Origin of the sequence: Aliagarivorans marinus DSM 23064, from assembly GCF_000429485.1 — a bacterium.
GTDB lineage: Bacteria > Pseudomonadota > Gammaproteobacteria > Enterobacterales > Celerinatantimonadaceae > Aliagarivorans > Aliagarivorans marinus.
Window position 1 is genome coordinate 18,797 of sequence record NZ_AUBY01000030.1, and the last position, 23,880, is coordinate 42,676.

Consider the following 23,880-nt stretch of genomic DNA (forward strand, 5'->3'; position numbering starts at 1 on the left):
GCTACAGTAGCTCGGCAACCGCTGCGGCGGCGCGCTCATCGGCGTCGCGGCGGATGGTTTGGTGCAGCTCCTCAAAGCGGGCCAGCAGTGCGTTGTTGTCCTGCTTAAACAGGCGCAGCAACTCGGCTGAGAGATTCTCCGGTGTGCAATCATCTTGGATAAACTCCTGCACCAACATGTCATCGGCCAGCAGGTTGGGCAGCGCAGCATACTTGGTTTTGACCAAGCGCTTGCCTATCTCGTAGGTCAGGCGGTTAAAGCGATAGCCTACCACCATTGGCCGCTTCACCAGCATCGCCTCCAAGGTGGCAGTGCCCGATGCCAGCAGTACCACATCGCTGGCAGCCATGGCATCGCGCGCCTGGCCATCGACCAAGGTCAGCGGCAAGCCCTTACCAAACTCTTCAACCAAGGCCTCGAACTGCTCGCGGCGGCGGGCATTCACCAAGGGCACCACAATCTGCAAGTTCGGGATCTCGGCATGCAAACGCTTGGCAGCTTGCAGGTAAACCGGACTGAGTAGCCCAACTTCGGCATTGCGACTGCCCGGCAGCAAAGCTAGGGTTGGTGCGTCGCTGCTAAGCCCGAGTTTGTCGCGTGCTGGTAGCTTGTCGCTCTGCAGTGGGATCTGATCGGCCAAGGTGTGGCCAACAAACTCACAAGGCACATCGAAGCGATCATAGAAGGCTTTCTCAAAGGGCAAGAACACCAGCACCTTGTTGCAACCCGCCTTGATCTTAAACACCCGTTTTTGCTTCCAGGCCCACACTGAAGGGCTAACATAGTGGACGGTTTTAATGCCCGCAGCATGGAGCTTGGCTTCAACTCCAAGGTTAAAATCCGGTGCGTCGATACCGACAAACACGTCGGGTGGATTGCCCAGATAGTGCTGAATCGTGTTTCTGCGCACCTTGAGAATCCGTGGCAAGCGCCCCAATACCTCAACCAGCCCCATCACCGACAACTCTTCCATATCGAACAGCGCTTCACAGCCTTCAGCCTTCATCAGCGGCCCAGCAATACCGCTGAAGCGGGCATTTGGGTAGCGCTTTTTGAGTGCCTTAATCAGACCTGCGCCAAGAATATCGCCAGAGACTTCTCCGGCAACCAGCGCAATATGGGGGCGATGTGACGATGAATGGCTCAAGTTACGCTCCAAAGATGATTCAACAAATGGGCTAGCTCGCCCCGAGGTTAGATGCGGAATACTAACATAGCCATCTGACCGGTAAGAGAAAATCAGGGATAAAAAAACCGGGCTAAAGCCCGGCTCTTTATCGGAAAAAGACCCGCTAGCGAACGATGCCGCGGCCGTTTTCCTTCAGGAAGTCTACAAACAGTTGAACTTCGCTGTGGGTCTTGGCCAGCACTTCGATCTCTTCAATGGCCTGCTCCAAGGTATTACCGCTGCGGTACAGCACTTTGTAGGCATTGCGCACTGCGCGAACCACATCTTTCGAGAAGCCTCGACGCAGCAAGCCTTCGGTATTAACCGCCACCGGGCGGGCATAGTTGCCCACGGCCATCACGTAAGGAGGCACGTCTTTGTTTACCGCAGCGCAGCCACCGACAAAGGCGTATGAGCCCACTTTACCAAACTGGTGGATAGCAGCCTGGCCACCGAAGATTACTGCATCGCCAATCTTCACATGACCCGCCAAGGTGGCGTTGTTAGCAAAGATACAGCCATCGCCAATCACACAATCGTGGGCGACGTGGGCGTTAATCATAAACAGGTTGTTGCTGCCGATCTTGGTCAGGCTCTTATCCTGAACCGTACCGCGGTGAATCGTCACGCTCTCACGGATGGTGTTGTTATCACCAATCTCGAGGAAGGTTTCTTCACCGGCGTATTTAAGATCCTGACAATCTTCGCCCACCGACGCGAACTGGAAGATCCGGTTATTCTTGCCGATGGTGGTGTTGCCTTTAATGACAACATGAGAGGCAATCTGGGTGCCCTCTCCAATCTTTACCTTACCGCGAATGATAGAGAAAGCGCCGACGCTCACATTCGCGCCAAACTCAACCTCACCTTCGATGATCGCGGTAGGGTGGATAGTCACAGTGTTATCTGTCATTCAGTGTTCCAATTACTTATAGGCGCGGCGGGCACACATAATTTCCGCCTCGCAGACGATCTCATCCTCGACCTTTGCAACACAGGCGAATTTGCCGATGCCACGGCGGTCGCGAAGTAAGGTCACCTCCATGTGCATTACATCGCCAGGTCCCACTGGCTTTTTGAAGCGCGCGTTATCAACGGCGGCAAAATAGTACAACTCGTTGTCGGCTGGTTTGCTGGTCGATTTAAACGCCAACAAGCCAGTACATTGCGCCATCGCTTCTAAGATTAGCACGCCGGGAAACACCGGTTGCTGCGGGAAGTGCCCGGTGAAGAACGGCTCGTTGAAGGTCACGTTCTTCACACCAAGCAGGCGTTTGCCCGCTTCGAAATCAAGTACCCGATCGACTAGCAGAAACGGATAGCGATGGGGCAGAAGTTCAAGAATGTCCTGAATTTCTAAGCGATTTAATTCGTTACTCAAGGTGTTGTCCTAACTTAAGAATCCTGATCTCCGACCTGCTTTTTCTCAAGCGTGGTCAAACGCTTGTGCATGTCGTCCAATTTACCCAGTCGTGCGGTCAAGCGGCGCCACTCACGGTTACCCATAGCAGGCATACCGGATGAGTAGGTACCCGGCTCGGTGATCGACTTAACCACCATGGTATAGCCGGTGATAGTCACCTGATCGCAAATACTGATGTGGCCATTAATTCCCACATTGCCGCCAAGGATGCAATAGCGACCGATAGTGGTTGAACCAGCCATCTGCACGCCACCGGCGATGGCTGTGCCCTCACCTATCTGGCAGTTATGGGCCATATGCACTTGGTTATCGATAATCACATTGCTGGCGATGGTGGTGTCATCGAGGGCGCCACGGTCGATAGTGGTTGATGCACCAATCTCGACGCTATCGCCGATAATCACCGATCCCAGTTGTGGGATCTTCACCCAGCGTCCGCGGTCGTTGGCGTAGCCAAAGCCGTCTGAGCCGATCTCGGTGTTGCTTTGTACCAAGCAGTTCGCGCCCAGTTCAACGCCATGGTAAATGGTGACATTGGCCCAAAGTTTGGTGCCATTGCCGAGCTTGGCACCTTGGCCAACCACACTACCGGCGCCGACTTGCACGCCATCGCCAAGTACCGCATTGGCCTCAATCACTGCGTTAGCAGCGACACTGACGCCTTCGCCAAGCTGAGCGCTAGGGTGGATCACCGCCGACTCGGCAATGCCTTCAGCGCAAGTGGGTGTGGTGTCCATCAGCTGGGCAAGCTTGGCATACGCAAGATACGGGTCGTCAGCCAACAATACGTTGCCAGCAAACTCGCCGGCTACCGCAGGGGCGAGGATCAGCGCAGAAGCCTGACACTGACTTAATTGGTCACGATATTTTGCACTGGTCATAAAACTAATATCGCCCTCACCAGACTTATCCAGCGGGGCGATACGGGAGATTAGCACGCTGCCATCTCCCCGAAGTTCTAAGCCCAGCTGCTTGGCGATATCAGCTAAGCTAATTTGCATGTTACTTGGCCTTGGTCGCTTCTTGAATCACTTGCTCAGTCACGTCCAGTTTGTTGCTGAAGTAAGCAGTTGCATCTAAAGGTAGCACCAAATCGTAGCCGCCACTCTCTGCAACAGTAATAACGGCTGCTTCGATGATGGCCATCAACTTACCTTGCTCCTGTACGCTACGTTTGCGGCGGTCTTCTTCGAAGTAACCACGTGCTTGCTTGTACTGGTTGTCCAGAGATTGCAGCTTGCGGTTCATCTGGATCATATCCGCTTCGCTCATCAGCGCTGCATCACGCTCGCGCTTCTCTAGCAGGGCCTGTAGCTCGTCTTCCAGCTTGCGGATCTCTTGAGCACGCGGCTCGAACTCATCACGAATGCGCTTGTCGCTCTCTTGGGCTTGTGGCATTTCCTGGAAAATTCTCTGAACATCAATCACAGCGACTTTGGTTTCAGCCTGTACGGCCAGGCTAGGGAAAACCAACGATGCGCCTAGCACCAGAGTAGAAATTAGTTTTTTCAAGAGATAGCTCCTAAATTCCAATTAGAATGTTTGTCCAATATTGAACGAGAATGTTTCTTTGCGGTCACCCGCGTAATCTTTGATTGGCCAAGCCAGTGAGAACACCAATGGTCCCATCGGTGACAGCCACTGCAACGACACACCCGCCGAAGCACGAATTCGATCTGGAGAAGAATAGTCGCCGATTCGATCACAGTTGCGCAAGCAGTTCATGTTCTTATAGCGATCGTAATCAAACTCGGTATCCCACACGGTACCAAAGTCCATAAAGGCCGTGGTACGTACCTGACGAATATAGGCTTCATCCAGGAATGGGGTAGGCAGAATCAGCTCCACCGAGCCCATGGCAATGGCGTTACCGCCCACCGAGTTCTCTGAACCGATAATGGTATCTTGACCTTGGCCGCCATCAACATAGATACCTTTCGGCCCCACTGTGTTAGAGCGGAAGCCACGCAGGGTGGAGTAACCACCGCCGTAGAAGTTTTCGAAGAACGGCAGGATGTGGTCGCTGCCATCAATCTTGCCATAGCCGTTACCGTAGCCCACCCGGCCTTTCAGCATGATCACGTAGTCATGATTGCGGGTGATCGGGAAGAAGTGGCGACTCTCGAAGTTCGACTTGTAGTACTGAACGTCGGAGCCCGGTACCGTAATCTTGGTCGAGAAGCTCTGCGATGAACCCGACGATGGGAACATCGAACGGTTCAATGCGTTACGGTTCCAGCCAATGGTCACATCCAGGGATTCAAAGGTACGCGAGTTATCATCGCTACCGTTACTGGCATGTAGCTCCCAGAAATCTTGGATCTGCTCGTAGGCTTCCAGCTGAGAGATCTTGTTCTGCTCAACACCCAAGCTAAAGCTCAGGCGGTTGTTTTCGTTAACCGGGAAACCCAAAGTGCCACGTAGGCCGATGGTTTTGTTGTTGTAGTCCACCAGATCCGCGTTAGATGCTTCGAAGTCGGTGTAGTACAAACGACCACCGAAGCTCACCCCATCTTTGGTGAAGTAAGGGTCGGTGTAGTTGATATCAAAGTTTTTCGAGTACTTGTTCGTACTTACGTTGATACCGGCGCGGTTACCAGACCCCAAGAAGTTATCTTGCTGGACACCGGCTGACAGGCTCAAGCCCGATTCAGTACCGTAGCCCACACCGGCGTTAAACGAGCCAGAAGGCTGCTCTTTCACGCTGAAGTTAACATCCACCTCGTCGTCAGTGCCCGGCAAACGTACGGTTTCCACATCAACGGTTTCAAAGAAGCCTAGACGGTTCAGACGGGTACGACTCTGCTCCAGCAAACGACTGGAAAGCCACGTGCCTTCCATCTGGCGCATCTCTCGGCGCAGTACTTCGTCTTTGGTAATCACGTTACCGCTGAAGTTGATTCGACGAACATACACACGAGCACCCGGCTCGATATTGATGTTCATCTTCACGGTGCGGTCTTCATCGTTAATCTCAGGGAAGACCTGAACTTGTGGGTAGGCATAGCCGTAGCGGCCCAAGAATTGCGCAAGCAGATCTTCGGTTTCGGTTACCTTCTGGCCGCTGTAGGTCTCACCCGGGATCAGGGTGACCAGCGCTTCCATCTCTTCGGCTTTATCCAGCAAGTTGCCGCTTAGCTCCACCTCACTGATGCTGTAAACCTCGCCTTCGTTGAGGTTTAGCGTGATGTAGATGCCCTTGCGGTCAGGGGTAAGTGAGACTTGAGTGGACTCCACCTGGAAGCGCACATAGCCGCGGTCGAAGTAGAAACTGTTGATGGTCTCGATATCAGCAGCCAGCTTTTGCTTCTGGTACTTCTTATCGCCCAGTACGTTCCACCAGGCTACGCTGTCGGTCAGGCTCATGCGCTTGATGAGCTCACCGGCTGAGAAGTCTTGGTTACCGATGATGTTGATCTGCTCAATCTCGGCAGAGATACCTTCTTGGAAGTTAAAGCGCAGATCCACCCGGTTACGCGGCAGCGGGGTGACGATTGCTTTTACCCGGGCGCTGTATTTACCGACGCTGTAGTAGAAATCTTCCAGGCTCTTTTCAATGTTCTGGATGTTGGTTTTATCCAGCGGCTCACCGATGCGGATACCCGAGGCGGTCAGCGACTCTTCCAGTTGCTCAGACTTGATGTCTTTGTTGCCCGAGAAGCTGATGTTACTGATGGTGGGTCGCTCCACAACGCGGAATACCACCGCATCGCCATCGCGAAATACCTGTACATCTTCATAGTTACCGCTGGCATAAAGCTGTTTGATGCTGTCGATAATATCCTTGCTATCCACATCATCGCCAACCCGTAGTGGGATCTGCAACAGCGCGGCACCGAGAGATACCCGCTGCAAGCCTTCAACACGAATGTCTGCTACTTCAAACTCCGCAAGGCTGGCATCGTTCGCAACCGCCGTACCGGTCATGCATGCCAGAATAACCCCGGCAAGAACCTGCTTTTTAAACATAAAAAACGAAATATTCCTAATTATATTGTTATAAGCGCATTACGTCGTTGACCACGGCAAGCACCATTAGGCCCATTACCAGTGCGGCTCCCAGCCGATACGCAAAATCCTGAACTCGTTCCGAAACCGGCTTACCGGTCGCTGCTTCAACAGCGAAAAACAGCAAGTGCCCACCATCGAGCACAGGTAGAGGAAACAAGTTAATAATCCCTAAATTAACACTTACTAAAGCAACAAATCCGAGGAAATACACCAGCCCATAATCAGCGGTGGCGCCAGCCCCTTTGGCGATGGAGATAGGCCCGCTAAGATTATCCAAAGACACCACGCCTGTCACCAACTTGCCAATCATCGAAACGGTCAGCGTGGTCAGCTGCCAAGTTCGCTCGACGGCTTTGCCGAAGCTATCAAACAGTCCGTACTGAATGTTGAGTTTGTACTCTTCCGGGTAACTTCCAGCGGTAGGCGCAATACCCACGTAACCTTGTAGCTCACCGTCAACCTCACGGGCACCCGGCCGTACGCTGATGTTAAGCAGCTGCGCACCTCGTTTGACTGTGAAATCAAGCGTTTGTTCTGGGCTGGCTTGAATAATTTCGACAAACTGTGGCCAACTGGCCAATTGTTCACCGTTAATGCTCAGCAATTCATCACCGACTTGAATACCGGCCTGCTCAGCCGCGCCACCTTTGACCACTTGGGCGGTGGTAAGCTCCACCTCTGGGCGAAACGGTAACAGGCCCAAGGCCTGCAAGGGGCTTTGCTGATCATTGAGCTCCCAGGTTTGGCTATCCAAGGTCACTTGCTTAAGGCGCTGATTGCTGTCGCGTACCTCAAGGCGGATCTCTGACTGGCCTACTGACTCAACCAGCGCCAAGTTAACCGCTTCCCAATCGATGGTCTCTTGACCGTCGACGGTGATGATTTGATCGCCCACTTGCAAGCTCGAGCGCGCAGCAATCGACTCAGCCGCCACCTCACCAATCACCGGTTTGACGCTGGGCACGCCAATCATAAAGGTCAGCCAGAACGCAAAGATAGCCAGCAGGAAGTTGGCGATAGGGCCGGCTGCGACGATGGCACTGCGCTTGCCAACGCTTTTTGAGGTGAAGGCTTGCTGCTTAAGCTCGGCCGGGACTTCTTCAACCCGCTCATCGAGCATCTTAACGTAGCCACCGAGGGGGATCATTGCGACCACATATTCAGTGCCGTCTTTGCCCATCCGACGCCATAGCGCCTTACCGAATCCAATGGAGAAGCGTTCAACCTTCACTCCACAGCGGCGGGCAACCCAAAAGTGACCGAACTCATGAACGGTAACCAAAATTCCCAGGGTTATGACGAAAAACATCGCGTTCCATAACGCTTCAGCCATTACACTCTTCCTACTAACTGAGCAGCCGTTGCCCGAACCTGTTGGTCTAGCTCCAACAGCGCTTCAATCGAATCTTGTTGAACACCGCTTGGAATGCGCTCCAAACACTGCTCTACGATCTGCGATATCTGTAAATATTCCAGCTGCCCCGACAAAAATGCCGCCACAGCGATCTCATTGGCCGCATTCAAGGTCGTGGTCGCGGCTTGGCTATGGTAACAGGCGTCGATGGCAAGCTTCAAACAAGGATAACGAGAGAAGTCCGGCGCTAAGAAACTCAGCTCTCCCAACTTCACAAAATCCAGCGGTTCCACCGAAGTCGGCACCCGTTCAGGATAAGCCATGGCATAGGCGATAGGTGTTGCCATGTCCGGCTGGCCAAGCTGAGCCAGCACTGAGCCATCGCAGTATTGCACCATCGAGTGGATGATCGATTGGGGATGCACCACCACTTCAATCTGCCCACGCTGGGTATTAAATAAGTGCTTGGCCTCGATGTACTCGAGGCCTTTGTTCATCATGGTGGCCGAGTCCACCGAGATCTTCTGCCCCATCGACCAGTTTGGGTGGGCACAAGCTTGAGCCGGGGTCACCGCACTGAGCTGCTCAACCGGGGTGTAGCGAAACGGTCCGCCAGAACCGGTTAACAGTACCTTGCTGACACCGTTTGCAGCCAAATCGCAATAGCCAAGTTGGGTTTGGATAGCTTCCGGCATGCATTGGTAGATGGCGTTGTGCTCACTATCCACCGGCATAATCGTCGCACCACTGCGTCGCGCCTGCTCCATCAACAGGCAGCCACTCATCACTAAAGACTCTTTGTTGGCCAGCAACACAGTTTTACCGGATTTGACTGCCGCCATGGTGGAGTGCAGTCCCGCCGCGCCGACGATCGCCGCCATCACCAGGTCGACCTCGGCCGCTTGCGCAAGCTGATTGATCTCGGCCTGCCCTCGAACCAACTCACAGCTAAGGCCATTGGCTGACAATGCACCCGCCAGCTGCTCACTGGCATCGGCATCAGCCATCGCCACAAAGCGCGGGCTAAACTCACGACACAGCTCAAGCATGGCCTGATGGTTGCGGCCACCAACCAGCCCAAAGACAGAAAAGTTGTCAGGGTTATCCCTGACAACTTTTAGGGTACTGGTACCAATGGAGCCGGTGGCGCCGAGGATTAACAGCTGCTTGGCCATACTACATCCACATCACATAGCAAAAGGCGAATACCGGCATGGCTGCGGTCAAGCTATCGATGCGATCAAGCAGACCACCATGACCGGGTAGCAAGCTACCGCTGTCTTTAATGCCCGCTTGACGCTTAAACATGCTCTCAACCAGATCGCCAATCACCGAGGCGATCACCGTTAGTGCGCTGGCCAGTGAGAACAAGGCCACTTTGTCGCCCGCTAGATCAAGGTATAACAAGGCAACCACGTTCACTAAACCGGCAACCAGCAAGCCCCCCAGCAAGCCCTCAATGGTTTTCTTGGGGCTAACGTTCGGCGCCAGCTTGTGCTTACCAAAGCGTTTGCCGGCAAAGTAGGCGCCGCTATCGGCGGCCCATACCAAGGCCAACACATAGCACACCCAGATACCGCCATTGATGTGGTTATCAGGGTCGAGGTCTCGCAGATAGAGCATCGACCAGTAGAAAGGCAACAACACCAACAGGCCTGCCACCAACTTAAACCAACGCATATCCTTCCAGCGCTTAGCGCTATCGGGGTAGCCACGCATCAGCAGCACACTACCGAGCCACCACAGCAGACCGGCGCTTAATATTGCCACAAACCAAGGATTGGCGGCGAAGCCGCTTAAGGGGATGAGCCACACACTGGCGCTGAGAACAAGGGTAAAGCTGGCGAAGCTTAGTACGCGACTGCCGTTGTCAGGAGCCACAATACGCGCCCACTCGCGGGCTGCCAGTAACACCACGCCGCCTAGGGCTAGAGCAAAGCTAAAGGTCGGAAGCAAAAAAATCGCCGCCAGGGCGATGGGGGCCAAAATCAGGGCGGTGGCGATGCGTTGTTTAAGCAAAATTTTCCTCGTTCATACTATTACTCATAAGCAGCTTGCGTACTTGCTCCCCTGTACAGCCAAAGCGGCGTTCTCGCTGCACGTAGCACGCCAGTGCGGCAGCGAATGCTTGCTCGTCAAAATCAGGCCAAAGGACGTCACTGAAGAATAGTTCTGCGTAAGCCATCTGCCACAGCAAGAAGTTACTAATGCGCTTCTCTCCGCCGGTGCGGATCAGCAGATCGATATCAGCAACCGACTCAGCGGCAATCTGTTGATTCAGGGCTTGCTCGTTGATATCGCTGGCTTGTAGCGTTCCTTCGGCAACTTGTTGTGCCAGCTGTTGCGCGGCTTGGGCAATGTCCCAACGGCCGCCATAGTTGGCAGCAATATTTAGGATCAGGCCGTCGTTGTTGGCAGTCATCTGTTCTGCTGCCTGAATGCGCTGACGTAGCTTATCACTAAAGCGCGAGGTGTCACCGACTATCCGCAGGCGGACATTGTTGTTTTTCAGCTTTTTGACTTCCCGCTGCAAAACACTCAGGAAAAGGTTCATTAAACTTGACACCTCCTCCTCCGGGCGGCGCCAGTTTTCACTGCTGAATGCAAACAAGGTTAGGCTCTTGAGCTCAAGTTGCGTCGCTAAACTCACGACCTTACGTACTGCTTTCACCCCTGCCTGGTGACCCAAAACTCGCAACTTACCACGCTGCTGAGCCCAGCGACCGTTGCCGTCCATAATGATGGCGACATGCTGTGGAAGAGCATCTTTTACTGCTTTTATCTGCTCCAGACTCGAACTCATATTTCCCATGTCCATATAAAAAAGCCGTGTAAAGCTACACGGCTAGATAACATCTATGCGTTGCTTAAACTTCTAGCAGCTCTTCTTCTTTGGCTGCCAGCATTTCGTCAACTTTCTTCACCGCTGCATCGGTGATCTTCTGAATGTCATCCTGTGCGCGACGATCTTCATCTTCGCTGATTTCTTTTTCTTTTAATAGCTCTTTCACGTCACTGTTAGCGTCGCGTCGAATATTACGAATCGCTACGCGACCTTGCTCAGCTTCACCACGTACAACCTTGATTAGGTCGCGACGACGTTCTTCGGTCAGCGGAGGCAGAGGAATGCGAATAACGTTACCCGCAGACATTGGGTTCAGACCCAAATCAGAGCTCATGATCGCTTTCTCTACAGCCTGAATGGCAGAGTTGTCGAATACGGTCACAGTCAGGGTACGGGAGTCTTCAGTAGACACGTTACCCACCTGGTTTAGCGGGGTGTTAGTACCGTAGTAAGGAACCATAATGCCGTTTAGCAGGCTTGGGTGGGCACGACCGGTGCGCACTTTGCTCATTTGGTTCTTCAGCGCTTCCAGGCTCTTGTCCATGCGCTGCTTAGCATCTAGTTTGATATCTTCAATCACGTTGGGATCCCTTAGTTTTGGTTATGCGTCAATGTGATGAATGGTGGTGCCTTCAGAAGCGCCCATAACCACGTTCTTCAGAGCACCCGGCTTATTCATGTTGAATACACGAATTGGCAGGTTGTGGTCACGCGCCAAGGTAAAGGCGGCCAAGTCCATCACTTTTAATTCTTTTTCGAGTACTTCCTGGTAATCCAGTTCACTGTACAGGGTCGCATTCGGGTCTTTTACCGGATCTGCGCTGAATACACCGTCGACTTTGGTGCCTTTGAACACCGCGTCTGCTTCAATCTCAATGCCGCGCAAGCAAGCAGCAGAGTCGGTGGTAAAGAAAGGATTACCGGTACCTGCTGAGAAAATCACAACCCGGCCAGACTTGAGGTTACTGATCGCCTCGGCCCAGTTGTAGGAATCACATACGCCATTCAATTCGATGGCTGACATTAGTCGCGCATTGACGAAGTTACGGTGCAGGGAGTCACGCATTGCCAGGCCGTTCATCACGGTCGCCAACATGCCCATGTGGTCGCCAACGACGCGGTTCATACCCGCTTTAGCCAGACCTTCACCCCTGAACAGGTTACCACCACCGATAACCAGGCCCACTTGAACACCTAGTTCAACCAGTTCTTTGATCTCTAAAGCCATACGATCGAGCACTTTAGGGTCGATGCCAAAGCCTTCTTCACCCATTAGGGCTTCACCAGACAATTTAAGGAGGATACGACGATAGGCAGGTTTAGGAGTGATACTCATATTAATATGCGTCTCTTTAGTGTAACGAATACAAGAAAGGTTGCGGCATGATACCGCAACCTGGGGTGCAACAAAAATTACTTTTTAGATGCTTCGATCTGCGCCGCAACTTCAGCAGCGAAATCTTCTTCTTTCTTCTCAATACCTTCGCCAACTTCCAGGCGAATGAAGCCAGCTACAGTTGCGCCTTTCTCTTTCAAGATAGCGCCAACAGTTTTCTTAGGCTCCATGATGAATGCTTGGCCAGTCAGAGAGATTTCACCGGTGAATTTCTTCATACGGCCGGTAACCATTTTCTCTGCGATTTCAGCTGGCTTGCCTTCGTTCATGGCAATCTCGATTTGCAGCTTCTTCTCTTTCTCTACAACGTCCGCTGGAACGTCTTCTGGAGACAGGTACTCTGGCTTAGAAGCAGCAACGTGCATAGCAACGTGCTTCAGAGTTTCTGCATCAGCTTCACCGGTTACTGCTACACCGATGCGCTCACCGTGGCGGTAAGAAGCAATGCTTGCACCGTCTAGGTATTCAACGCGACGGATTGAGATGTTTTCGCCGATTTTAGCAACCAGTTGAACACGCTCTTCTTCGAACTTCTCTTTCAGAGTTTCGATGTCGGTTTTCGCTTCAGCAGCTGCAGCAGCTACTTTCTCTGCGAATGCAGTGAAGTTAGCATCTTTAGCTACGAAGTCAGTTTGGCAGTTAACTTCTAGCAGAGCCGCAAAACCTTCACCTTGTTTGATGATGATTGCGCCTTCAGCAGCGATGTTACCTGCTTTTTTAGCTGCTTTCGCCGCACCGCTCTTACGCATGTTTTCAATAGCTAGCTCGATGTCGCCATTGGTTTCGGTAAGGGCTTTTTTACAATCCATCATGCCTGCGCCGGTACGATCGCGCAGTTCTTTTACTAGGGCAGCAGTAATTGCCATTTGTTCAATCCTCGAATTTTAGGGATAAAACTCAGGGGGCGAAATTGCCCCCTGCTAATCACTAAGCGTTAGCTTAAGTAAAGGGCGTTACGCGCGTATTACTCAGCAGCCGCTTCTTCTACAAAGCCGTCTTCTTCGGCTTGTACTACGATGTCTTCTTGACGACCTTCGATTACGTTGTCAGCAGCAGCTTCCAAGTAAAGTTTGATCGCACGGATCGCATCATCGTTACCAGGGATAACGTAGTCTACGCCGTCTGGAGAAGAGTTAGTATCAACAACAGAAATAACCGGGATACCCAGGTTGTTTGCTTCTTTAATAGCGATGTGCTCGTGCTCTGCGTCGATTACGAACAGAACGTCAGGCAGACCGCCCATGTTTTTGATACCGCCAAGGCTCTTCTCAAGCTTTTCCATTTCGCGAGTACGCATCAGCGCCTCTTTCTTGGTCAGCTTCTCGAAAGTACCGTCTTCGCTTTGCGCTTCCAGATCTTTCAGACGTTTGATTGACTGACGAACGGTTTTCCAGTTAGTCAGCATACCACCCAACCAGCGGTGGTTTACGTAGAATTGGTCAGAACGGATAGCGGCTTGCTTAACTGCTTCACCTGCTGCGCGCTTGGTACCTACGAACAGTACTTTGCCTTTCTTAGCAGCAACTTTGCTCAGCACGCCCATTGCGTCGTTGAACAAAGGAACAGTTTTTTCCAAGTTGATGATATGAACTTTGTTGCGAGCACCGAAGATGAACGGCTTCATCTTTGGGTTCCAGTAACGGGTTTGGTGACCGAAGTGGACACCCGCTTTAAGCATATCGCGCATCGATACGTTTGCCATTTTGAATTCCTCTATTGGGGTTAGGCCTCCACGCACCCCATTTGCCGACCAAGCTAAACTTGGCACCCCGGCTCATGTGACGGCACGTGTGTGTGTTTAATTAAGTTTGTTGTGACCAGATAGGTCTAGCCGCTTACACGACTGAGAGCCCACAGGACACGGCGCGCTTTATACCATAATTCGCCTAGCGGATAAAGCAAAAACCACAAACAGAAAAGTCATGCGAAGCGTCAACTCTAAAGGCCACCCGACCAATAAAACCGGGGGATTGCGCGGCAAGCCTACAACTTAGCTACGCCTTGGGTTACACTGAGCGGCTTAAACCAAGCACCTTACTCAACTATTTGTAGAATCCATGAGCGTAAAGATTAAAAATTCTGAGCAGATCGAAGGTATGCGCATCGCTGGCAAACTGGCCGCGGACGTGCTCGATATGATCACCCCTTTCGTCAAAGCCGGTGTTAGCACCGAAGAGCTAAACCAGCGCTGTCATGACTACATCGTGAATGAGCAAGGTGCCATTCCAGCGCCACTGAACTATCACGGCTTCCCTAAGTCGATCTGTACCTCGATTAATGAGGTGGTTTGTCACGGTATCCCCTCTGAGAGCGAAATCCTCAAAGATGGCGATATCATGAACATCGACGTCACCGTGATTAAAGACGGCTTCTATGGCGATACCTCCAAGATGTTCTTGGTGGGTGCTGCCAACGCGCAAGACAAGTTACTTTGTCGGGTCACCCAAGAGGCGCTGTATCAGGGCATCCGCGCGGTGAAGCCCGGCGCGAAAATCAAAGACATCGGCGCTGCCATTCAGAAGTACCTGAAAAAGGGCAACTACCGCTATGGCATCGTAGAGAACTTCTGTGGCCACGGCATTGGTGAGAGCTTCCACGAAGAGCCGCAAGTGATGCACTGCCGCAACTTCGACAACACCCCGATCCAAGCAGGCATGTGCTTCACCATCGAGCCGATGATCAACCAAGGCAAGAAAGGCAACAAGGTTGATGAGGACGATGGCTGGACCGCCCGCACCATCGACGGCAAGAACTCAGCTCAGTGGGAACACACCCTGCTGGTCACCGACACCGGGGTAGAAGTTCTGACACTGCGTGATGAAGAAGACTTCCCGCGCGTAATCACCCACAGCTAATCCCGACAGGTCTCAAATCATGGAGTTGATGATCGAGCAACCTAGCTTGCCAGAGCTCAGCGAACTGAGCATGAGCTCGGCACGCGATTACTTACAGCGCCTGCAAGAGTGGCTAGCCCAACAGTTTAATCAGGGCATCCATGTGGAAGAGTTGGTGCAGGCTCGCTCAGAGCAGATGGACAGAGTACTGGCCAGCCTGTGGCAGCACTTCGAACTGCACCTGCACCCAGAGCTCGCGCTTACCGCCGTGGGCGGCTACGGCCGCGGCGAACTGCACCCCCACTCTGATATCGATATCCTGGTACTCAGCCCCAGCCGCATCAGCGATGAGGCGGGCGAGAAGATCAGCCAGTTCGTGACCTTCTTGTGGGACATCCGTCTTGATGTCGGCCACAGCGTGCGTACCCTCAAAGAGTGCACCAAGCTCGGCCGTGAAGACATCACCATCGCCACCAACTTGCAAGAATCACGACTGCTTTATGGCAACGCCAAGGTCTATAGCGAACTGTGTGAGGCGGTGCGCTGCGACAGTTTCTGGCCATCCGATAAGTTCTTTGAAGCCAAAAAGCAGGAACAGCTGCAGCGTCACTCCCAGTACAAAGGCAATGCCTATAGCCTAGAGCCCGATATCAAGGCCAACCCCGGCGGCCTGCGTGATATTCAAACCATTTGTTGGGTCGCGGGTCGCCATTTTGGCAGCAGCGAGCTGGACCATCTGGTCACCGAAGGCTTTCTGACCAAAGCCGAAGGCCGTGAACTGCAAGATTGCCGTGATTTTTTGTGGCGAGTTCGCTTTGCCCTGCATATCCACCTTAATAAAGCCGACGACCGTCTGCTGTTTGATCGCCAATTGGCAGTGGCCCAGTCGCTCGGTTATCGCGGCGAGCACAACGCGCCGGTGGAGCGTCTGATGAAGCACTTCTTCCAGACCATCCGCCGTATCAGCGAGCTCAACGAGATGCTGCTCCAGCTTTTCGATGAGGCCATCTTGGGCAACACAGCCATCGATGTGCGCCCCATCGACGTGCATTTTCAATTGCGCGGCAAGCTTATCGACTGCTGCGACAAACAGTTGATGCTACAGCAGCCCGAACAGATCTTGGTGATGTTCCAGCACATCGCTGATAACCCTGAAATTGAAGGGATCTACTCATCCACCCTGCGCCAGCTGCGTGAAGCACGCCGCCGCCTGCCACAGTGGATTGAAGACTTGCCCGGCTGTAAGAAGCGCTTCCGTCGTCTTATCAAACACCCGAATGTCACGGCCTTGGCCCTGACCTTAATGCATCGCTACGGCGTGTTGGCGGCCTACTTTCCGGCCTGGAGCCGCATCGTAGGTCAGATGCAGTTTGACCTGTTCCACGCCTTCACCGTGGATGAACATACCCATCGTCTGATCCGCAAGATCCACAGCTTTAACTTTGCAGAAACCGCACAGACCCATCCGCTGTGCTGCGAGATCTACCCGCGACTCGAGCGCCCCGATCTGCTGACCATGGCCGCGCTGTTCCACGATATTGCCAAAGGACGCAAGGGCGATCACAGCGAGCTGGGTGCCATCGACGCCGAGCAGTTCTGCCTGAATCATGGCTACAGCAAGCCCTCAGCGAATACCGTTAGCTGGTTGGTTAAACATCACCTGCTGATGTCAGTCACCGCCCAGCGCCGTGATATCTACGATCCTGAGGTTATCAGCGAGTTTGCCAAGGTGGTCCGTGACCAGCGCCACTTGGATATGCTGTTGTGCCTGACCGTAGCTGACATATGCGCTACCAATGATGACACCTGGAATAGCTGGAAGCGCACCCTGCTGGCCGATTTGTACAAAGCGACCAAGCAAGCCCTGCGTCGAGGCCTGGAGAATCCGGTGGACGTGCGTGGCGTGATCCGCGACAAGCAAGACAAGGCCATCGAACTGCTCGCCAAGAAGAACTTCTCGCAAGAGCAGATCCGCGAGCTATGGAAACGCTTCCGTGCCGACTATTTCCTGCGCCACACGCCTGAGCAGATCGCATGGCACAGTGAGCATTTGTGGGGCCACTCTATCCATCAGCCGCTGGTGCTGGTGAGCCGTAAAGCGACCCGTGGCGGCACCGAGATCTTTATCCACAACAAGGATATCGATCACCTGTTCGCCTCAGTGGCTGCAGAGCTGGACCAAAAGAACCTGACCATTCACGACGCGCAGATCATGGCCAGTCGCGATGGCTACGTGCTGGATACCTTTGTGGTACTGGAGCGCGACGGACAACCGCTATCGAGCGAGCGAGGCCTCGAGCTCAAGAGCAGCCTGCAAAAGATGCTGCTGTTCGAAATGCCCATCGATATCCGCCAACGCCGGGTACCGCGTCAGGTTCAACAGTTTAATATCAAACCACGCATCGATTACCTGCCAACGCGTAGCAATCGCACCTTGTTAGAGGTTGTCGCGTTGGACAAACCGGGCCTACTGGCCAAACTCGGTGCCGTGTTCCAATCACAACAGCTCACCTTGCATGCCGCCAAAGTCACCACCATTGGCGAAAAAGCCGAGGATTTCTTCTCGTTGAGCAATGCCCAGCGAGAGCCACTGACCGAGGACGAGCAGCAACAGTTGCGAGAAGTGTTGGTCGAGGCGCTGAGCTAAACCAAACCGATTCATTATTACCCGTAGATAAGCGCAATTATGGAGAACCACATGTCTACATTTTTTAGTTACGCCGTGGGCGTTGGAAGTAAGAATGCCAAAGGCGAATGGCTAGAAGTGTTCTACCCCGCCCCTGTATACCAGCCACAGCAAGCTGAAGTTGATGCCCTGACTAAAGGCCTGGACTACCAAGGCGGTAAACAGCTTATCGAGCTTAACGAAGAGATTCTGGAAACCCTGCTAGCGAACGCAGAAGCCGCTGGCCTGAGCGCTCAAGTAAGTGCGCTGCAAACCCTCAAAGGCAGCGAACAGCCGCGCGTGCTGTGTCTGCTTAGCGAAGATAATGCCGCAGAGTCAACCCCAGAGGCCTACCTGAAGCTTCACCTGCTGTCACACCGTTTGGTCAAACCGCATGGTGTTGACCTAAGCGGTATCTTTGCAGTGCTGCCAAACGTTGCCTGGACCAACCAAGGCGCGGTTGATTTGGAAGAGCTGCCAGCCAAACAGCTGGAAGCGCGCGCCAAGGGCGAGCTGCTGCAGGTGACCTCGGTGGATAAATTCCCGAAAATGGCCGACTACGTGGTACCAAGCGGCGTGCGTATTGCTGCCACTTCACGGGTGCGCTTGGGCGCTTATATCGGCGAAGGGACCACCATCATGCACGAAGGCTTCTGTAACTTTAACGCCGGTACAGCCGGTACCAGCATGATTGAAGGCCGAATCTCTGCCGGTGTGTTCGTTGGCAAAGGCTCAGATCTGGGCGGCGGCTGTTCAACTATGGGCACCCTGTCAGGTGGCGGCAACATCATCATCTCGGTCGGTGAAGAGTCGCTGATCGGTGCTAACGCCGGTACTGGTATTCCTTTGGGAGACCGTTGCATCATTGAGTCTGGCTTGTACATCACTGCTGGTACCAAAGTGGTACTGATTGACGATAACAAACAACAAGCTGGCACCGTTAAGGCGCGCGACTTGGCCGGTAAATCAGACCTGTTGTTCCGCCGCAACAGCATCAGTGGTGCGATTGAGTGTCTGACCAATAAGTCAGCCGTTGAGCTGAACGAGGCGCTGCACGCCCACAACTAAGGTCTAAAGGCCAGTACTAACTGTATTGTTATTATAGTCTCCATGTCGCATACTCAGTTTGATGGCATGGAGGCTAAATCAATGAAGCGTTATTGGTTATATCTGGCTGGCACCACCCTCACCCTTCTGGTTGTAATGAGCTTCACCACCTTGGTGTTGACCCACAACCGACAATACCGCAGCGACGAACTCTCGGCACAATTGGACGAACATCTCGCCAGCATCCAAACGCAGCTGGATGAACTCAGCGAAGACGCTCAGCACCAATTGCGGTTTCTCTCATCCCTAGACAGCAGTGAGCACGCCTTGGCACAAGGCCAACTTGATACCTCTGCCGATATCCTCTCCCAACTGATGGCCAGCCAAGCATATATCCTTCAGGCTCGCCTGCTCAGTTCCTCCGGCCAAGAGCTGTTGCGATTTGATAGCAGCGCTGCTGGACCGATACGCACCTCGAACTACGACCTGCAAAACAAAGCACGCCGTTATTACGTGGCAGCACTGTTATCCACCGCGCCGGATGAGGTCTACTTCTCAAGCATTGATCTAAATGTAGAGCGGGGAGTGATTGAGCTTCCTTATCAACCGGTGTTACGTGTCGGAATGGCAGTGACAGCCAAAGATAGTGGCCAAATCCTCGGCTTCGTGCTGCTCAACTACGATATGCGGCTGATCTTCGCCAAGCTGCAAAAACAGCTCAGTGCACATATGCAAGCCTATCTAGTGGCGCCTAACGGGCAATTTCTGCTGCACCCGTCATCGAATCGCCGCTATTGCAAGGATCTTAACTGCAGCCACTACTTCGATAAGTCTCAACTAACCAACGATATTCGGCAGCAACTATTCTTCGAAGGACAAATGGCCTCGATAACTCTGGCTGCGCCAAGTAAAGACTTTCACCCACTCTATGGCGCGATCGTACTGCGTTACTCGCCCGAGTACCTTCCAGCCATCACCGCCCACGACAGCTCGAGTCTACAGGTGGTTTCAACGCCGCTTTGGTGGGTATGGTTGGCGGTAACACTCGCCTTATGCACCGGAACCTGTGGCCTGCTGGAGTACCGCATACACCATCTCAAAGAGAGCTGGCAGCGCATGAAGATGCATGGGGTACTCGAAAAAATCACCGAGCTTATCGAACGAGTTCAAGAGGATGACGATCCGGTAACCGGTAGCCACGTTCAACGCGTCTCGTACTACTCTAAGCTAATGGCAGCCGCAGCCCGACTTGAGCCATCGCTGGTTCAGGATATCTACCGTTACGCCTCACTGCACGACATCGGTAAGATCAGCATCCCCGACGCCATCTTGAAAAAGCCCGGAAAGCTTGATCCGCAAGAATGGGCAGTGATGCAGACTCATGTGGAGAATGGCTACCAACTCATCAAAGAGTTCAACATCAGCCCGGTGGCAGAGAATATCGTTCGCTGCCACCATGAGCGCTGGGATGGCACAGGCTACCCACGCGGCTTGAAAGGCACCGATATCCCGGTGGAAGCACGCATCGTAAGCATAGTCGATTGCTTTGATGCGCTGATGTCTGAGCGCCCCTACAAGCCCGCATTCAGCTTTGAAAAGTCGGCTGGCATCATCAACGAGCTGAGTGGCAGCGCCTTTGAGCCCGAGCTGGTAAGGCTGTTTAATCTGCTGGAAGATGAGTTCGCCAAGTTCCGAACACCGGTGGGAGATAGTCGAACCGAAGAGTTGTTGGCATTACGTGCTGTACAGATGCAGTAGCTGTAAAGCAGGCTTGGCGGTTGCCGCAAAACACTAAGCAAACCGTCATTAAAGCTTCGCTTTGCTTCACTCAGCAGCCTGTATATAGTGCTGTAAGGCCTGTGTAGTAGCGCGCTGCGCGTTCAGGCTGGAATTCGTATTCCGTATTCTCGCAAAGGATTGCCCATGCCGCACTGCATTATCGAATGCCCGACCACACTCAGCCGCCATATCGGTTTTCAGCTTCTGGTTAACACCATCCATGACTCGCTGGTCGCCTCAGACTTGTTCCATCACGATAAGATCAACACCCGCGCCTATATCAGCGAGCACTTCAAAGTAGCGGGCTCTCGCCAAGAGTATCTGCACCTGGATCTATGCTGTGAAGAGCTGCTGGAACAACAGCAAATGCAAGGCGTGGCTCAGCAGTTAAGCCACAGCATCTATGAGCTGCTACCAAAGCTTTCCAACCTCAGCATACGCATCCATTTACCGCAGCAAAGTGATTTTGTGCAACACTTTAGCGGCCCTCAGGTTGTGGCGCTAAGCGAGCAGCGAGACACCCGCCAAGCCATATAGAAAAAGCCAGCGAATACGCTGGCTTTTTAATCTCTACTGAATGTGCCTTGATTAGTTAAGCGGCGTATCACCCCGTTTCATCATGATGGCGAAGTAAGGGTAGAGCTGATGCAACACATCGGCACTCAGTACTGCATCACCGCCGTCGGCAAGGGTCATTAAGGTATTATCGCCGCTCGAGCCTAAGGTCATCACAAAGTCACCAGTACGGAACTTCAAGTCTTCCAAGCCGTAGCGCTGGCGGATCTCATTGGAAGGACTCTTACGTTTTAGGTAAAGCTTGCCGGTGTTCGACACGTAGTCAGTGATCTCAAAGCCTAGCAGCGGCAAGATCTCACGCAGTCGCTTCATGGTCTTATCCAAATCGGCATCGGCGCGGAAGTTAGCCACACCTGCATTCTCAATCATGAGCACTGATACACTCTCATCGAAGTACTCAGCCACTTCTTGTTCATTCATCGCCGCTAGCTGAGCTTGCTCGCGCTCCAACTGTAACTGCTGCTCATATTGCTCACGCTGTTCGGCAATAAAACCAATCAGTTGATTTAACTCGATGTTAGCCAAACGACGGCGCTCAAAGCTATCGAACACAGTTTCAGCGGGTTCGTTTTCGATGGTTTTATTCACATCAATCAGCTCAACGGAAAAGCCTGCGGTACGGCCATGGGGCATGATTTGCAGGCTGTATTGGAAGCGTTGGCTCAAACGGTGGGTTTTGCTTCCCCACAATCGACCATCAACCTTGCTCTCATCTACAATCCAGTCGCTTAACCAGATGCCCGCTTGCGCATCAGCCACCTGAAAACGACCACCGCGACCTGCAACATAGTCGTTTAGTAACTGATCCATTAGCTCACGGCTCTGACCTTCGCCTTGAGATTGTGGGATATCGAACCAGAAGATCACGCCGGAGTTGAGTACCTCGAAGCGGCTGCCAGATACAACGTTGAGTACCTGAACTGGCGGGCGCACATCCACATCGCCACCCACTCGGTTGTTTGCCTGTTCGCCCAGCGGCGGAACAGCGAACTCGTCGCTGTAGGCTGGCGGATTTACACCTTCTGGCGTACTAAGGGGTACCAACAACTCACTGTCGAGATACTTGAATCCTCGCTCTGCTTGGCGGGCTCGCTCGGGTGATGAACATGCGGCAATGAACGAAGCTGTAACCAAACAAGTGGCCAGTTTAAATAGAGAACCAGAAGCTAACTGCATAGTGTAAAGTCAGGATACTTGTAGATGAAAACCTTGGCGGGCAAGTCGGTTGCGCCTCCCTGTACAAGCTCGCTATGTTACTTAGCGTACTGATTAAACACAAGGCCAAGCCCGGTTAAGCTGTGACAAATGTGAGTTTTCGATCATCTTGTTTGAACAAGCGGCAACTCAGCGGCAAAGCGCGGCCCCCGCCCTAGCAATCCCCGGCAAAGCCAAGTAAGCTGATGGCACCCTAGACTTGTCTTCAAATCGCTTATGACTCAACACCTTGTAGTAACCGCCGTCGGTACCGATAGGCCAGGTATTGTCAATCAGCTTACTCAGCTGGCCAGTCAGTGTGGCTGTAACATTGTCGATAGCCGCATGGCGCTATTCGGCTCCGAGTTTACCCTGATTATGTTGTTGAGCGGCGAACACAACGCCATGCTGCAGATCGAAACTCGACTGCCGATCATGGCTCAGCAGCTTCAGTTGCTCACGGTACTCAAGCCAACCACACCGCACACCCAGCTCGACTACCACACCACCGCCTTGTTGCAGCTCACCATTACCGACTCGCCCGGCGTCATTAGTCAGGTCACCCAACTGATCAGCGATCATGGCCTGGATCTGGTAGGCCTGAAGTCGAACTTGTTTAGCGAGCAAGGCAACGAGATGCTGAGCGCCGAGTTTGAAGCCAAACTAAGTACCGATGCCGATCACAAACTTTTATCTGCAGACTATGATCGGCTTTGTGAGAAGCTAGGTACTCAACAACACCAACTTCAATTTCTGTCAATCTAACGGAAAGGACGCATTCATGAATACGCTTACTGCAGGCGCTGCTGCCCCCGCATTTACTCTGCCCAACCAAGATGGCACTGAGATTAGCCTCTGCGATCTGGCTGGCAAAAAGGTGTTGGTTTACTTCTACCCCAAAGCACTGACGCCCGGTTGTACCACCCAAGCCTGTGGCTTGCGTGATAGCAAAGAAGAGCTTGATGCACTAAACACCGTGGTGTTTGGTGTTAGCCCTGACCCGGTTAAGCGCTTGCCTAAGTTCATCGAAAAACATCAGCTGAACTTCGACCTGTTATCTGATGAAGACCACAGTGTGGCCGATCAGTTTGGTGTGTGGGGCCGCAAGAAGTTTATGGGCAAAGAGTACGACGGCATTCACCGCATCAGCTTCTTGATCGATGAGAACGGCCAGATTGAGAAGGTCTTCGACAAGTTTAAAACCAGTAATCACCACGACGTGGTGGTGGATTACCTAAAGGGTTAATCGCCCGCGGCAATAAGTAAATATCCACCTTCTAAAGAAGGTGGCTTTGAATGAGCCCCCTCGAAGGGGGCCTTTGTCTAGTGCAGCGCCAACTCACCTTGCTCTTGACGCTCAACTTTCTCTTGATGTCTTACATATCGGCGTATGATTTCTTCGTTAATACCCACAGTATCTACGAAATACCCTCGCTGCCAAAAGTGGTTGCCCCAAAGCTTGTTCTTCCTCAAGTACGGAAACTTGTTGAATAGCTTCAGAGCTATCTTCCCTTTTAGCGCCCCATCAGCTTGGAAACACTCAGCTTTGGCGGAACCTTTACAATCAAGTGTACGTGGTCACTTTGGA

Annotated in this window: 21 protein-coding genes and 2 pseudogenes; 7 read left to right on the plus strand and 16 right to left on the minus strand. The window is 52.8% G+C overall.

Annotation, left to right across the window (positions count from 1 at the left end):
* Position 1 precedes the first annotated feature (1 nt).
* The 14 genes from lpxB to rpsB all read right to left on the minus strand — a co-directional run bounded on the left by lpxB (position 2) and on the right by rpsB (position 13,899).
* A complete protein-coding gene (gene lpxB, locus G461_RS0112910; protein ID WP_026972161.1) occupies positions 2–1,147 on the minus strand; it encodes a lipid-A-disaccharide synthase in 1,146 nt (381 codons plus the stop codon).
* A 145-nt stretch (positions 1,148–1,292) separates the two neighbouring features.
* Complete coding sequence (gene lpxA / locus G461_RS0112915) at positions 1,293–2,081, minus strand: acyl-ACP--UDP-N-acetylglucosamine O-acyltransferase (RefSeq protein WP_026972162.1); 789 nt, start codon at positions 2,079–2,081, stop codon at positions 1,293–1,295.
* 12 nt (positions 2,082–2,093) lie between these two features.
* A complete protein-coding gene (fabZ, locus tag G461_RS0112920; RefSeq protein ID WP_026959489.1) occupies positions 2,094–2,549 on the minus strand; it encodes a 3-hydroxyacyl-ACP dehydratase FabZ in 456 nt (151 codons plus the stop codon).
* Positions 2,550–2,563: 14 nt separating this feature from the next.
* Complete coding sequence (gene lpxD / locus G461_RS0112925; protein WP_026972163.1) at positions 2,564–3,592, minus strand: UDP-3-O-(3-hydroxymyristoyl)glucosamine N-acyltransferase; 1,029 nt, start codon at positions 3,590–3,592, stop codon at positions 2,564–2,566.
* Between the two features lies 1 nt (position 3,593).
* On the minus strand, positions 3,594–4,103 hold the full coding sequence (locus G461_RS0112930; protein WP_051326747.1) for an OmpH/Skp family outer membrane protein: 510 nt from the start codon (positions 4,101–4,103) through the stop codon (positions 3,594–3,596).
* 21 nt (positions 4,104–4,124) lie between these two features.
* A complete protein-coding gene (gene bamA, locus G461_RS0112935; RefSeq protein ID WP_026959486.1) occupies positions 4,125–6,560 on the minus strand; it encodes an outer membrane protein assembly factor BamA in 2,436 nt (811 codons plus the stop codon).
* Positions 6,561–6,588: 28 nt separating this feature from the next.
* Positions 6,589–7,935 (minus strand): sigma E protease regulator RseP, encoded by a 1,347-nt coding sequence (rseP, locus tag G461_RS0112940; RefSeq protein ID WP_026972164.1) that lies wholly within the window; start codon positions 7,933–7,935, stop codon positions 6,589–6,591.
* Positions 7,935–9,131, minus strand: coding sequence for a 1-deoxy-D-xylulose-5-phosphate reductoisomerase (gene ispC, locus G461_RS0112945; RefSeq protein ID WP_026972165.1), 1,197 nt, complete (start codon positions 9,129–9,131; stop codon positions 7,935–7,937). The genes rseP and ispC overlap by 1 nt, the downstream gene beginning before the upstream one ends.
* Position 9,132: 1 nt before the next feature.
* Positions 9,133–9,975, minus strand: coding sequence for a phosphatidate cytidylyltransferase (locus tag G461_RS0112950; RefSeq protein ID WP_026972166.1), 843 nt, complete (start codon positions 9,973–9,975; stop codon positions 9,133–9,135).
* On the minus strand, positions 9,968–10,759 hold the full coding sequence (locus G461_RS0112955) for an undecaprenyl pyrophosphate synthase (protein ID WP_026972167.1): 792 nt from the start codon (positions 10,757–10,759) through the stop codon (positions 9,968–9,970). The genes G461_RS0112950 and G461_RS0112955 overlap by 8 nt, the downstream gene beginning before the upstream one ends.
* 64 nt (positions 10,760–10,823) lie before the next feature.
* Entirely contained in the window at positions 10,824–11,381 is a 558-nt protein-coding gene (frr, locus tag G461_RS0112960; RefSeq protein ID WP_026959481.1) for a ribosome recycling factor, read from the minus strand.
* Between the two features lie 21 nt (positions 11,382–11,402).
* Positions 11,403–12,137, minus strand: coding sequence for a UMP kinase (gene pyrH / locus G461_RS0112965; RefSeq protein WP_026959480.1), 735 nt, complete (start codon positions 12,135–12,137; stop codon positions 11,403–11,405).
* 77 nt (positions 12,138–12,214) lie between these two features.
* Complete coding sequence (gene tsf / locus G461_RS0112970; protein ID WP_026959479.1) at positions 12,215–13,063, minus strand: translation elongation factor Ts; 849 nt, start codon at positions 13,061–13,063, stop codon at positions 12,215–12,217.
* 98 nt (positions 13,064–13,161) lie between these two features.
* The gene (rpsB, locus tag G461_RS0112975; RefSeq protein WP_026959478.1) at positions 13,162–13,899 is read right to left on the minus strand and encodes a 30S ribosomal protein S2; all 738 of its coding nucleotides are present in this window, start codon (positions 13,897–13,899) and stop codon (positions 13,162–13,164) included.
* Between the two features lie 340 nt (positions 13,900–14,239).
* Here rpsB and map point away from each other — a divergent pair.
* The 5 genes and pseudogenes from map to G461_RS0113000 all read left to right on the plus strand — a co-directional run.
* Positions 14,240–15,052: pseudogene (gene map, locus G461_RS0112980) on the plus strand (type I methionyl aminopeptidase); the annotation flags it as partial.
* Positions 15,053–15,080: 28 nt separating this feature from the next.
* On the plus strand, positions 15,081–17,678 hold the full coding sequence (glnD, locus tag G461_RS0112985; protein ID WP_342664370.1) for a bifunctional uridylyltransferase/uridylyl-removing protein GlnD: 2,598 nt from the start codon (positions 15,081–15,083) through the stop codon (positions 17,676–17,678).
* 51 nt (positions 17,679–17,729) lie between these two features.
* A complete protein-coding gene (gene dapD, locus G461_RS0112990) occupies positions 17,730–18,764 on the plus strand; it encodes a 2,3,4,5-tetrahydropyridine-2,6-dicarboxylate N-succinyltransferase (protein WP_026972170.1) in 1,035 nt (344 codons plus the stop codon).
* Positions 18,765–18,845: 81 nt separating this feature from the next.
* Positions 18,846–20,501, plus strand: coding sequence for an HD domain-containing phosphohydrolase (locus G461_RS25580; RefSeq protein ID WP_051333562.1), 1,656 nt, complete (start codon positions 18,846–18,848; stop codon positions 20,499–20,501).
* A 165-nt stretch (positions 20,502–20,666) separates the two neighbouring features.
* Positions 20,667–21,059, plus strand: a complete 393-nt coding sequence (locus G461_RS0113000; protein WP_026972171.1) for a tautomerase family protein — start codon at positions 20,667–20,669, stop codon at positions 21,057–21,059.
* Positions 21,060–21,110: 51 nt separating this feature from the next.
* Here the strand turns inward: G461_RS0113000 and bamC are convergent, their stop codons facing one another.
* Positions 21,111–22,232: an outer membrane protein assembly factor BamC gene (gene bamC, locus G461_RS0113005; protein WP_169727257.1), complete on the minus strand. Its 1,122-nt coding sequence runs from the start codon at positions 22,230–22,232 to the stop codon at positions 21,111–21,113.
* 297 nt (positions 22,233–22,529) lie between these two features.
* Between bamC and G461_RS0113010 the strand changes: the two genes are divergently transcribed.
* Positions 22,530–23,057, plus strand: coding sequence for a glycine cleavage system transcriptional repressor (locus tag G461_RS0113010; protein ID WP_026959472.1), 528 nt, complete (start codon positions 22,530–22,532; stop codon positions 23,055–23,057).
* A 16-nt stretch (positions 23,058–23,073) separates the two neighbouring features.
* Positions 23,074–23,538 (plus strand): thioredoxin-dependent thiol peroxidase, encoded by a 465-nt coding sequence (bcp, locus tag G461_RS0113015; RefSeq protein WP_026972173.1) that lies wholly within the window; start codon positions 23,074–23,076, stop codon positions 23,536–23,538.
* Between the two features lie 77 nt (positions 23,539–23,615).
* On the opposite strand, the pseudogene tnpA reads toward bcp, so the two are convergent.
* Positions 23,616–23,880 (minus strand): annotated as a pseudogene (tnpA, locus tag G461_RS25915) (IS200/IS605 family transposase); the annotation flags it as partial.

Coding starts and splice junctions, on each gene's coding strand:
- glnD (WP_342664370.1), top strand. CDS start 15,081: ATGATCGAGCAACCTAGCTTGCCAGAGCTCAGCGAACTGAGCATGAGC.
- ispC (WP_026972165.1), bottom strand. CDS start 9,131: ATGGCCAAGCAGCTGTTAATCCTCGGCGCCACCGGCTCCATTGGTACC.
- lpxA (WP_026972162.1), bottom strand. CDS start 2,081: ATGACAGATAACACTGTGACTATCCACCCTACCGCGATCATCGAAGGT.
- tsf (WP_026959479.1), bottom strand. CDS start 13,063: ATGGCAATTACTGCTGCCCTAGTAAAAGAACTGCGCGATCGTACCGGC.
- lpxD (WP_026972163.1), bottom strand. CDS start 3,592: ATGCAAATTAGCTTAGCTGATATCGCCAAGCAGCTGGGCTTAGAACTT.
- bcp (WP_026972173.1), top strand. CDS start 23,074: ATGAATACGCTTACTGCAGGCGCTGCTGCCCCCGCATTTACTCTGCCC.
- G461_RS0113000 (WP_026972171.1), top strand. CDS start 20,667: ATGCCGCACTGCATTATCGAATGCCCGACCACACTCAGCCGCCATATC.
- bamA (WP_026959486.1), bottom strand. CDS start 6,560: ATGTTTAAAAAGCAGGTTCTTGCCGGGGTTATTCTGGCATGCATGACC.
- dapD (WP_026972170.1), top strand. CDS start 17,730: ATGTCTACATTTTTTAGTTACGCCGTGGGCGTTGGAAGTAAGAATGCC.
- pyrH (WP_026959480.1), bottom strand. CDS start 12,137: ATGAGTATCACTCCTAAACCTGCCTATCGTCGTATCCTCCTTAAATTG.
- G461_RS0113010 (WP_026959472.1), top strand. CDS start 22,530: ATGACTCAACACCTTGTAGTAACCGCCGTCGGTACCGATAGGCCAGGT.
- rpsB (WP_026959478.1), bottom strand. CDS start 13,899: ATGGCAAACGTATCGATGCGCGATATGCTTAAAGCGGGTGTCCACTTC.
- G461_RS25580 (WP_051333562.1), top strand. CDS start 18,846: ATGAAGCGTTATTGGTTATATCTGGCTGGCACCACCCTCACCCTTCTG.
- G461_RS0112955 (WP_026972167.1), bottom strand. CDS start 10,759: ATGAGTTCGAGTCTGGAGCAGATAAAAGCAGTAAAAGATGCTCTTCCA.
- rseP (WP_026972164.1), bottom strand. CDS start 7,935: ATGGCTGAAGCGTTATGGAACGCGATGTTTTTCGTCATAACCCTGGGA.